The organism is Pseudonocardia sp. EV170527-09 (assembly GCF_008369905.1).
Lineage (GTDB): Bacteria > Actinomycetota > Actinomycetes > Mycobacteriales > Pseudonocardiaceae > Pseudonocardia.
Window position 1 is genome coordinate 1 of sequence record NZ_VRMC01000497.1, and the last position, 264, is coordinate 264.

Annotated in this window: 1 protein-coding gene; it reads left to right on the forward strand. The window is 67.4% G+C overall.

Translation table 11 applies throughout. The features are described from left to right. On the forward strand, positions 1–264 hold a 264-nt coding region (locus FVA95_RS31280; protein WP_205016082.1), incomplete at both ends, for a hypothetical protein.

Here is a 264-nt window from a genome sequence, read left to right on the forward strand (position 1 = left end):
CCGCGCTTTCGAATGCACCTACGGTGACGAGCACGGCTGGCACCCGCACTTCCATGTGTTCTTCCTGGTCGAGGGCGTGATCGGGGAGGGCCGGGCGCACGACGCGGTGATGCCGATGTGGACGCGCTGGCTCAACGGCCTGGAAGAGCGCGGCTTCACCGCCGTGGCCCAGGTCGACGGCGAATCCGCAGGTCTGGACGTCAAGGTGCTCGGTTCTGGGGTGGCCGGGACCTACGGTCGTTACCCGTTCAAGCTCGCCCTCGA